Genomic DNA, 10442 nt, shown 5'->3' on the forward strand with positions numbered 1-10442 from the left:
CGCAATGGCTCCACACCTACAATCACCACCGCGGACACACCGCCCTCGCAGGCAAACCACCCGCCAGCCGCGTCCCCAACCTCACAGGGCAATACGCCTAGGGCGACGTTTTCGGGTGGCCTCTTATGTCGCGTTCGCCGCTCAATCCTCGGTATGCGCCGAAACCATCCATGGGGTGAACGTGCCCGCCGTCCGGCATGCGGGGGGCTTCCGGGACGCAGTGTGTCGGTGCGTGCCGAGGGGATCGGGGCGAGTCGACGAAGGGTCTGGGGAGTCATGCGTACGGAGGCCGTCGACCGGGTGACGCTGGTGTTCAGGCTGTTCGACGCGAAGGGCGACGGTCATCTGGACCTGGGGGACTTCTACGCGCCCTGGGCAGGGAGGTGATCGCGGGGGACCGGCTGATGGGCGTGGCGGGCTGAGGTGGGGCGGGGTGCGGGCGCGGAGGACGCGGCGCGTTACGAGGGGTTCCGCCGGGGGCCGCGGGCCCGGGGTCTCGGCGGTGTTCCGTGATCCGCGTCCGGACTCGGCGGCGGACCTCGCCGGCCGGGGCCGGCGGGTCCAGGTGGGGGCACCGTACGGGCATGTCCGCGGGTACGGGCGGGGTCGCGGCCGGAGCCCGACGGCGCGCCGGCCGCCAACCGCTGGGGGTGCGCGGTGAAGGGGGCGGCGGGGGTCAGCCGGTGGTGAGGCGGACGGGCTGGGTGCCGGCGATGAGCGCGGTGAGCGCGTGGTCGATGCCGGGGCCGAGGTACCAGTCGCCGGTGTGGTCGAGGGTGTAGACGCGGCCCAGGGTGTCGATGGCGAGGAGGGCGGCGGTGTCGGTCTCCTCGCCGATCGGGCTGAGTTCGGTGCCCAGCGCGCGGCCGAGGTCGCCGAGGGTGCGGGCCAGGTGCAGGCCCTGGAGCGGGTCGAGGTGGAGGGTCGCCGGGGCGATCCGGCGTCCGGTGCCGCTGGGGGTGACGCGCAGTCCGCCGAACTCGGCCCAGGCTTCGACGGCGGCGGGGAAGACGGCGTGCCGGTGGCCGGCGGGGGAGAGGTGTTCGCGCAGGGTGTCGGCCCAGACCTCTGCCTGCTTCATGTCCCAGCGGCCGGGGTGCCAGCCCGCGCTGCGCAGCGCGTTGTCGACGGCGCCGGGGAAGCGGGGTGCGGTGCCGCCGGGCCCGTGGGGTGCGGCGAGCCTGCGGGAGGTGGTGCGGTCGGGGTGCATCTGCCCTATCGATCGTCGTGCTGGTGAACTGAATACGGGGCCCGGCGGGCGCGGGTTCAGTCGCCGTTGGTGGCCGGGTCGACGACGCGTACGCCGAAGTGGGCGCTGAGGGCGGAGCAGGCGCGGCAGGGGGCGGCGAAGCTGCCGTGCAGCGGGTCGCCGTCCTCGCGTATGCGGCGGGCGGTGAGCTTGGCGTGCCTCAGGGACTTGCGGGCCTCGCCGTTGGTCATGGGGCGGCGGGCGGAGCGCCTGCTGCGGGTGGCGTCGGCGGCGGCGAGGTGCCGGGAGATGAGGATCGTCTCGGCGCACCGTCCGGTGAAGCGGTCGCGCTGGCCGCTGGGGAGGGTGTCGAGGAAGTCCTGCACGAGGTGGTGCAGGGGGGTGGGCTGGTCGCCGCGGGCGGCGGTGCCGGTGAGGGTGGCGCCGTGTACGGAGAGGGCGGCGGCGACGGCGGGCAGGATGCCGTCGCGGCGGTGCAGCAGGGCGGGGGCTGGGGCTTCACCCGAGTCGCTCCAGCCGATTCGGGGGTCGCCGGCCCGCATGTCGGTACCTCCGGTCGGCATGGTGTTCATGATCGTCTTTCCTCCCCTGGGCCCGCGCCCGAAGGACACAGAGTGCCAAATGCCGTGGCCGCTGCGGAAGCTGGGGCGGTGCGACACGCCAGGGCGGGGCTCACCCGTCACATGCGGTGACGGTTGGTCACACAAGTGATGGCCTTTCGCCGAGGCGTTCGAGGGGGTCGGGGCCGCAGGCGGCGGAGGGCCGGGGTCCGGTGGGCCGGTGACCGGTGTGCGCGTACCGCATAGGCTGTCGGCACCGCGCCGGGGCGCGGCCTTTAGGCGTCGGTGACGTTGAAGACAGTCGGATACGGGTCGGGGCGTGCCGGAGAGGGTGCGGTGCCGGCTCGTACAGAGTGCCGCAGGGGGCAACCGCCATGACGACAGGTCGGCTCGGGCAGGGAGCCGCGCCGCCGAACGCGGCCTACGCCGGGCAGGTCGTGCACTTCCCGGACCCGGTGCGGGCGGCCCGCCATCCGCGCGGGGTGCGGATCGACGAGCACGGTCATCCCGACTTCGCGCCGTACGCGCGCGCGGCGGCCGAGATCGCGGAGCCCCCGGAGGGGTTCGGCGTCGACGAACTGCGGCTGACGGACTACGTGTCGGCCAACGCGGTGCTCGCGGCGGCGGGGCACGAGCTGTGGGACACGGTGCCGGAGGTGGCGACGCCGCACGGCTGGACGTGGCACCACGTGGCGAACTCCCGGCGTCTTGAGCTGGTCCCGGTCGAGGTGAAGGCGCTGCTGCGGCACCACGGCGGGGTGGCGACGGCGCTGGTGGACCACGCCAGGCGCGGCACCCGTCCGCTGAACGAGACGCGTCCGGCGCACTTCGCGCTCCCCAAGTCGGGGATCGCGGTGACGGAGTCGCAGGTGCAGGGCGTCGAGGAGGATCTCGGCTACCGGCTGCCCGGCGCCTACCGCTCGTTCCTGAAGGCGGCGGGCGGCTGCGCCCCGGTGGGCGCCGCGCTCGACGCCGAGCTGGGCCTGCTGCTGGACCAGCCGTTCTTCACGGTGCGGGACGAGGCGGCGGTCAACGACCTGGTGTACCTCAACAAGTGCCTGCGCGATCACCTGACCAAGGACTACCTGGGCGTCGCGTTCGTCCAGGGCGGTCTGGTCGCGGTGAAGGTGAAGGGCGAGCGGGCCGGTTCGGTGTGGTTCTGCGCGTACGACGACGTACGGGACACGGACCCGTCGTGGTCGGCGGCGGAGCGTGTGGAGCGGCTGCTGCTGCCCTGCGGCGACGACTTCGACGCGTTCCTGTCCCGGCTGGCCGGTGATCCGCCGGAACTGGACACGGTGGCGAGTCTGATGGTGGACGGCGGCTTCGCGCGCGCCGTCCCGGTGTCCGCGGCGTCCTCGGCGCCGGCGGGGGAGTGAGGTCCGGGTCATGGTGACGTTTGCGCGCGCGCAGGAACGCGGCGAGGAGTGGATCAACGGGGACGTCCCGGCGTACCAGCACCGGGAGGTGCGGGTGCGGGAGTTCGACCTCGGGTTCGTGGTGTGGGGCGAGGACCGTGCCGACGGCCCGCGTTCCGACGCGGGTGGCCAGCGGCTGGTCATCGCGCGGGACAGCGGCGAGGCCACGCTGTGGCCCGCGCTGCCGGTGGGCGAGGTGATCCGCCGGTACGAGGAGCTGTACGGCCGCCCCGGCGACGTCGAGGACGCGGTACCGGTGCCCCCGGCGGCCCGGGTGGACCTGAACCAGACGTCGTTCCTGCTGAGTCCGCCGGAGTGGTTGCAGGAGGCGGCGGACAAGCTGGGTATCCCGGACCGGCGTCCGGGGTCGGACACGGGGGTCGGTCAGGGGGCGGGGCAGGGTCCGGCTCAGGGCTCGGGGCAGGGGTCCGCTCCGGTGCCGGCTCAGGGTTCGGGCCAGGATTCTGCTCCGGTGCCGGTTCAGGGGTCCTCCGTGGGGTCCGGGGCCGGGCTCGCCCGGACGCAGGCCGGGGTGCCGGCCGTCGCTGCGGACAGCGGGGCCGCCTGGCCCGCCGCCGCCAAGGGCGAGGTGGCGGAGAACCGTGACGGGGACACCCCGTGGGCGGGGACGGACACCAACGCCGAGGGCGGCGAGGACCGTTCGGTACCGCTGCCCGCGACGGTGTTCGCGCCGCCGCTGAACGACGGCACGCCGCCCCCGCCCGCCGCCGCGCCGGACGCGAAGACGGCGCTGATGTCGGGCGGCAGCGGGCTCCCGCCGACCGCCGTCGCGCCGGCGGTGGACGACGCGGGCCTCCCGGGCCGGGGCCCAGCGGCCCCGGCGCGGCCGCTGCCGCCGCACGCCGGGGACATCGCCGACGCCGCGACCAGCAAGGCCGCGCCGCCGCCCCGCAAGCGTGGCCCGGGTCTGCCCCCGCACCCGCCGGGCGCCCCCGGAGCGCCGGGCGCGCACCCGGGCGCCGAGGACCACGTACCGACGCGGCTGGTCTCCTCGCAGGGCGCCGGGAACCCCTCCGGGCCGGGCGGGACGCCACAGCCGCCGGCCGCTCCGGGCACCCCGGCCCCGCCCCGGCCCGCCGTAACGCCCGGCGCCGTGCACCACGCGGAGACCGTGCTGTCCCCGCCCTCGCCCGGCGGCCCCGCCGTACCCCCGCCGCCGTCCGCCCCCGGTACGCCCCCCGCGCACGGCCACCAGCCGACGGCCGGGATGCCACCCGTGCCCGGCATGCCGCAGGGCCCGCCGGCCGCACCGCAGCCGATGCCGCAGCCGGCTCCGCCCCCGCAGGGCGCGCCCATGCCGCCGCCGGGAGCCATGCCGCCCCCGGCCGGTGCCATGCCGCCGCCCGGCGCGATGCCGCCCCCGGCCGCGCCGATGCCGGGGCAGCCGGGCGCGTACGGGTATCCGCAGCCGGGGCAGCCCATGGTGGGGCCCGGCTACCAGGCGGTGCTGCGCTATCGCGCGCCGGACGGCTCGGAGCAGCAGCTGATCCGGCGTTCGGCGCCGGGCACCCCGCACCCGGAGTGGCAGATCTTCCACGAGCTGCGCGCCATGAACGTGCCGCCGGACCAGGTGCTGGAGCTGCACACCGAGCTGGAGTCCTGTGCGCTGCCCGGTGCGTACTGCGCGCGGATGATCCGGGAGCAGTGGCCGCAGGCGCGGATCGCGTCCATCGCGCCGTACGGCACCGATCACGCGAGCCGGCAGGACGGCATGCGGGAGCTGCTGGCCCATCAGGGGGAGCTGCACCAGGTCGCGGACGGTCCCGCGCGGCCCGCGCCGGTGCGGGCGCCGCTGCCGCCGGTGCCGCCCGCGCCGCCGATCCCGCCCGAGGGTGTCGCGCAGGAGCTGGCGGCGGTGTTCGGTCCGGGCGTGTACCGGTTCGAGCAGCAGGCGGTGGCCCGGCAGGGTGTGCCGCCGGTCGTGGCGCACACCCTGGTGGTGGCCGGACTGCCACTGGACATGGGGCCGTTCTTCTGGGCGCAGGCCCAGCCGGGCCGTCCGGTGCCGACGCTGGCGGAGCTGGCGGCCGAGCGCAGGGTGGCTCCGGCGTCGGACGCGGGGTCGTACCTGGTGATGGGCACGGACTTCGGCAAGGCGATCTGTGTGCAGTACGGGACGGCGAACATCGTGGCCGTGCCGGTGGAGAGCGGGCCGGGCGGTGCGCCGGTGCCGCCGCAGTTCGTCAACTCCGGGCTGCCCGAGTTCGCGCGCTGTCTGGCCCTGCTGGGCCGGATGTGGCGGCTGCGGTACGGCCTGAACCAGGAGCAGGCGGCCCGCTGGACCGTCGACTTCCAGGCCCAGCTGGCGGCTCTGGACCCGGCCGCGCTGGCGTCTCCGGAGAGCTGGTGGTCGGTGCTGCTGGAGCAGATGTGGGACGGGCTGCTCTAGCGCGCGCCGCCGCTCAAACAGGGGGCCCTTCACTGGTTCGGGTGAAGGGCCCCCTGCTATGTCCTGATCGCTTCTGACCAGGTGTCATCGGCGGAGTGTCGCGTCATGAACACTTGTGTCGCAAACGGCAGGATATGCGGGAAATCGTCATGTCGGTCAGGTCCGGCGGAGAGGGGTCCCTGGTGAGCGGCACAGCGAGGACACCGCGCGGTTACCGTCCCGATCAGGTCGACGCGTTCATGGCGGCCCTCTCCCACGACCGGGGCGCCGCCTGGGAGCGCGCGGCCCTGCTGACCGTGCTGGCGGGGCGGATGGAGACCGAGTCCGCGAGACTCCGGGAGACGGCCGCCGGGCTCGCCCCGCAGGAGTACGACACCCTCGGCGAGCGGGCCCGGCACGCGTTCCGGCTGCTGCGCGAGGAGGCCCTCTCGGTGCGCGAGGTGGCCTGTCACGAGGCGCGGCAGCGCGTGGCGCGGGCCGAACAGGAGGCGGCAGGCGTCGTACGGGCCGCACGGGCGGCGGCGCGGGTGCTGTGCGCCGGGGCCGAGGAGGAGGCCGCACGGCTGCTGCTGGCGGCCCGAGCGGCGGCGGAGGACGTGCGGGTGGGCACCCGGCGCGAGGTGCGGGAACTGCGCGGGCAGGCCCTCGCGGCCCTGCGCGAGGCGCGGGCCCATACCGCCGCGCTGCCCGCCGCCCAGGAGGCCGAGCAGGCCGGACGCCGGGCCGCCGCCGAACGCGCGGAGGGGGAACGGGAGTCGGCCGCCGAGGTCCGCCTCGCCGAGCGGACGGCCCGCGCGGAGGCCGGGCTCGCGGCGGCCCGCCTGGCCCTGGAAGAGGCGACGGTCCGGGCCCGTCACCGCCAGGACGAGGCACGCGCGCGTGCCGCCGAGATCGTCGCCGGGGCCCGCCTCCACGAGGAGCGCACCGCCCGCGAGACGGAACACGTGCTGCGCGAACACAGCGAAGCCTGGGACGAGGTGCAGGCCCAGACGAGCCGCGTCCGCGACCGCCTGACCGAGCTGACGGGGCGGGCCGCCGCGCAGTGACGTGGTGTCACGGGTCGGGGTGCCCGTAGGGGGCGGGCCGGCCCTGACGCGGCGTAAGAGGTGAGGCCGGGCCGGGTCCGGGGCGCGGACGACCCTGAGCAGGGTTCCACCCGGCGGTGGACCACCCCTAAGGGTATCTCCGTACGGAGGCTCGGGGAGGGTTCGTCCCCGCGGAGGACGAGGGGTGGTGTGTCCCGTCCTTAGTCTGTCCTTATGCCGCCAGGGGGGCGGCCGGCCGGACCCCGGGGGTAGGGATTTCCCCCGGGAAAGCGGGGGCCCGCACCAGCGTGCGGCACCCCTCGCCACGGCCAGACTCGAGGCGTAGCGCACGGACAGGCACCGGCCCGCACCACTTCACCCATGCGTCGCACCGCGTTCCGGGGTGCCCGCGATCGACCCGCATAGGAGACATACCGTGACATCGGCTGTGACCATTCCCAGGCACGGGGGCACTGGAGGGCCTACGGCCGTCGCCGCGCGGGCGCGGCAGGTCGTGAAGGCGTACGGGGCCGGGGAGACCCGCGTCGTCGCCCTCGACCACGTCGACGTGGACATCGCCCGCGGCCAGTTCACCGCGATCATGGGCCCCTCCGGGTCCGGCAAGTCCACCCTGATGCACTGCCTCGCCGGTCTGGACACGGTGACCAGCGGTCAGATCTACCTCGACGACACCGAGATCACCGGTCTGAAGGACAAGAAGCTCACCCGGCTGCGCCGCGACCGGATCGGCTTCATCTTCCAGGCGTTCAACCTGCTGCCGACGCTGAACGCCCTGGAGAACATCACGCTGCCGATGGACATCGCGGGCCGCAAGCCCGACAAGGCGTGGCTGGACCGGGTCGTGGAGACCGTCGGGCTCTCGGACCGGCTCAGGCACCGGCCCTCCCAGCTCTCCGGCGGCCAGCAGCAGCGCGTCGCCGTGGCCCGCGCGCTCGCCGCCCGCCCGGAGATCATCTTCGGTGACGAGCCGACCGGAAACCTCGACTCCCGGGCCGGCGCCGAGGTTCTCGGCTTCCTGCGCCGCTCGGTGGACGAGCTGGGCCAGACCATCGTCATGGTCACCCACGACCCCGTCGCCGCCTCCTACGCGGACCGCGTGCTCTACCTGGCCGACGGCCGGATCGTGGACGAGATGCTGAAGCCCACGGCCGAACAGGTCCTGGACCGCATGAAGGACTTCGACGCGCGGGGGCGCACATCATGACCGTCCTGAAGACCTCGCTGCGCAACTTCCTCGCGCACAAGGGCCGGATGGCGCTCTCCGCGACAGCCGTCCTGCTCTCGGTGGCGTTCGTCTGCGGCACGCTGGTGTTCACCGACACCATGAACACCACCTTCGACAAGCTCTTCCAGGCCACGTCCTCCGATGTCACGGTGAGCGCCAAGAACGCCTCCGACACCGGGGAGACCACCTCCGACACCGGCAAGCCGCCGGTCCTGCCCGCCGCCGTCGTGGGCGAGATCGAGCGGGCGCCGGGCGTGAAGTCGGCCGAGGGCACGGTGTTCTCCACCTCGGTCACCGTGGTCGACGGCGACAAGGAGAAGCTGTCGCCCACCAGCGGCGGGCCGACCATCGTCGGCAACTGGAACGCCAACGACGCCCGCACCATGAAGATCACCACAGGTGCCGCGCCCAGGGGCTCCGCCCAGATCATGGTCGACGCCGACACCGCGAAGAAGCACCACCTGAAGCCCGGCGACGACATCGGGGTCATCACCGCCGTCGGCACGCACCACGCGCGCGTGTCCGGCATCGCCACCTTCAACGTCACCAACCCCGGCGCGGCCATCTTCTACCTGGACACGAAGACCGCCCAGCAGGCCCTGGTCGGCCGCACCGGCGTCTACACCAACGTCAACGTCACCGCCGCCCAGGGCGTCACCGACGCCCGTCTGAAGCGGGACGTGAGCGCCGCCCTCGGCGCCCGCTACAAGGTGCAGACCGCCAAGGAGGTGGCCGACGCCAACCAGCAGGACGTGAAGGGCTTCCTCGACGTCATGCGGTACGCGATGCTCGGCTTCGCCGGGATCGCCTTCCTGGTCGGCATCTTCCTGATCATCAACACCTTCTCGATGCTGGTCGCCCAGCGCACCCGCGAGATCGGCCTGATGCGGGCCATCGGCTCCTCCCGCCGCCAGGTCTACCGGTCGGTGCTGATCGAGGCCCTGCTGCTCGGCGTCCTCGGCTCCGTGCTCGGTGTCGGCGCCGGGGTCGGCATCGCCGTCGGCCTGATGAAGCTCATGGGCCGGTTGGGCATGCACCTGTCCACGGACGATCTGACGGTCGCCTGGACCACCCCGGTCGCCGGTGTGGTGCTCGGTGTCGTCGTCACCGTCCTCGCCGCCTATCTGCCGGCCCGCCGCGCTGGCAAGGTCTCCCCGATGGCCGCCCTGCGCGACCCCGGCGCCCCGGCCGACGCCAGGGCGGGGGTGATCCGCGCGGTGACCGGCCTGGTCCTCACCGGCGCCGGCGCGGCGGGCCTGTTCGCGGCCGCAGCGGCCGACAAGGCCACGACCGGCTCGGCGTGGCTGGGCCTCGGCGTGGTGCTCACCCTGATCGGCTTCGTGGTCATCGGCCCGCTGCTCGCCTCCGGCGTGGTGCGCGTCCTCGGCGCGATCGTCCTCAGGGTCTTCGGCCCCGTCGGCCGCATGGCCGAGCGCAACGCGCTGCGCAACCCCCGCCGCACCGGTGCGACCGGCGCCGCACTGATGATCGGCCTCGCCCTGGTGGCCTGCCTGTCCGTGGTCGGCTCGTCCATGGTGGCCTCCGCCACCGACCAGCTCGACAAGACGGTCGGCGCGGACTTCATCGTCCAGAGCGACAACGGCTCCGTCATCACCACGCAGGCGGTCGACGCGCTCAAGAAGACCCCGGATCTGGAGCGGGTCACCGAGTACAAGCTCCTGCCCGCCAAGCTGACCACTCCGGACGGCAAGGTCGCCGCGAACGAGACGATCAACGCGGCCGACCCCTCCTACGCGCAGGATCTGCGCTCCGAGACCGTCGCGGGCGACCTCCCCGACGCCTACGGCTCCGACTCCATGTCCGTCTTCGCGGGCTTCGCCGAGGAACACGGCCTGAAGGTCGGCTCCAAGGTGGACGTCGCCTTCAAGGACGGCCGCACGGCCACGCTGACGGTCCGCGCGATCACCAGCGACGACGTGGCGATCGACCGGGGCGCGATGTACGTCTCCATCGCCACGGTGAAGAAGTACGTGGCAGCCGACAAGATGCCGCTCGACACGCTGTTCTTCGCCACCGCCGAGGACGGCCGGCAGGACGCCGCCTACAAGGCGCTCAAGGCCGCCCTGCACGACTATCCGCAGTACACCGTGCGCGACCAGACCGACTACAAGCAGGCCCTCAAGGACCAGATCGGCCAGCTCCTCAACCTGGTCTACGGTCTGCTGGCCCTGGCGATCATCGTCGCCGTCCTCGGCGTGGTGAACACCCTCGCCCTCTCGGTGGTGGAACGCACCCGCGAGATCGGCCTGATGCGAGCCATCGGCCTCTCCCGCAGGCAGCTGCGCCGCATGATCCGTCTGGAGTCGGTGGTCATCGCCCTCTTCGGCGCCCTCCTGGGCCTCGGCCTCGGCATGGGCTGGGGTGCCTCCGCCCAGAAACTCCTGGCCCTCCAGGGGCTCACGGTGCTGGAGATCCCCTGGCCGACGATCATCACGGTCTTCCTCGCCTCCGCCTTCGTGGGCCTGTTCGCGGCACTGATCCCGGCGTTCAGGGCGGGCCGGATGAATGTGCTGAGCGCGATCGCCACGGAGTAGGGAGGGGGGGATGACGGG

The 10442-nt window shown here is 73.9% G+C and carries 7 protein-coding genes; 5 read left to right on the top strand and 2 right to left on the bottom strand.

From position 1 onward, the window contains the following. Positions 1–676: 676 nt before the first annotated feature. Both ACFWN1_RS28390 and ACFWN1_RS28395 read right to left on the bottom strand, forming a co-directional pair. Positions 677–1210, bottom strand: a complete 534-nt coding sequence (locus tag ACFWN1_RS28390) for an SUKH-3 domain-containing protein (protein ID WP_384367913.1) — start codon at positions 1208–1210, stop codon at positions 677–679. A 56-nt stretch (positions 1211–1266) separates the two neighbouring features. Beyond that, a complete protein-coding gene (locus tag ACFWN1_RS28395) occupies positions 1267–1782 on the bottom strand; it encodes a YwqJ-related putative deaminase (protein WP_384367916.1) in 516 nt (171 codons plus the stop codon). A gap of 362 nt (positions 1783–2144) precedes the next feature. Here ACFWN1_RS28395 and ACFWN1_RS28400 point away from each other — a divergent pair, with 362 nt between their 5' ends. The 5 genes from ACFWN1_RS28400 to ACFWN1_RS28420 all read left to right on the top strand — a co-directional run bounded on the left by ACFWN1_RS28400 (position 2145) and on the right by ACFWN1_RS28420 (position 10424). Further along, the gene (locus ACFWN1_RS28400; RefSeq protein WP_384367919.1) at positions 2145–3149 is read left to right on the top strand and encodes an SMI1/KNR4 family protein; all 1005 of its coding nucleotides are present in this window, start codon (positions 2145–2147) and stop codon (positions 3147–3149) included. 10 nt (positions 3150–3159) lie between these two features. Continuing rightward, positions 3160–5598 carry an SUKH-4 family immunity protein gene (locus ACFWN1_RS28405; protein ID WP_384367922.1) on the top strand — a complete coding sequence of 813 codons (2439 nt, stop codon included), beginning with the start codon at positions 3160–3162 and terminating at the stop codon, positions 5596–5598. A 182-nt stretch (positions 5599–5780) separates the two neighbouring features. Further along, positions 5781–6644: a cellulose-binding protein gene (locus ACFWN1_RS28410; protein WP_384367925.1), complete on the top strand. Its 864-nt coding sequence runs from the start codon at positions 5781–5783 to the stop codon at positions 6642–6644. A 415-nt stretch (positions 6645–7059) separates the two neighbouring features. Next, on the top strand, positions 7060–7848 hold the full coding sequence (locus tag ACFWN1_RS28415; protein ID WP_384367928.1) for an ABC transporter ATP-binding protein: 789 nt from the start codon (positions 7060–7062) through the stop codon (positions 7846–7848). After that, complete coding sequence (locus ACFWN1_RS28420; RefSeq protein ID WP_384367932.1) at positions 7845–10424, top strand: ABC transporter permease; 2580 nt, start codon at positions 7845–7847, stop codon at positions 10422–10424. Before ACFWN1_RS28415 ends, ACFWN1_RS28420 begins: the two co-directional genes overlap by 4 nt. The last annotated feature ends 18 nt before the right edge of the window (positions 10425–10442 follow it).

This window comes from Streptomyces sp. NPDC058459 (assembly GCF_042721685.1).
Taxonomy (GTDB): Bacteria; Actinomycetota; Actinomycetes; order Streptomycetales; family Streptomycetaceae; genus Streptomyces.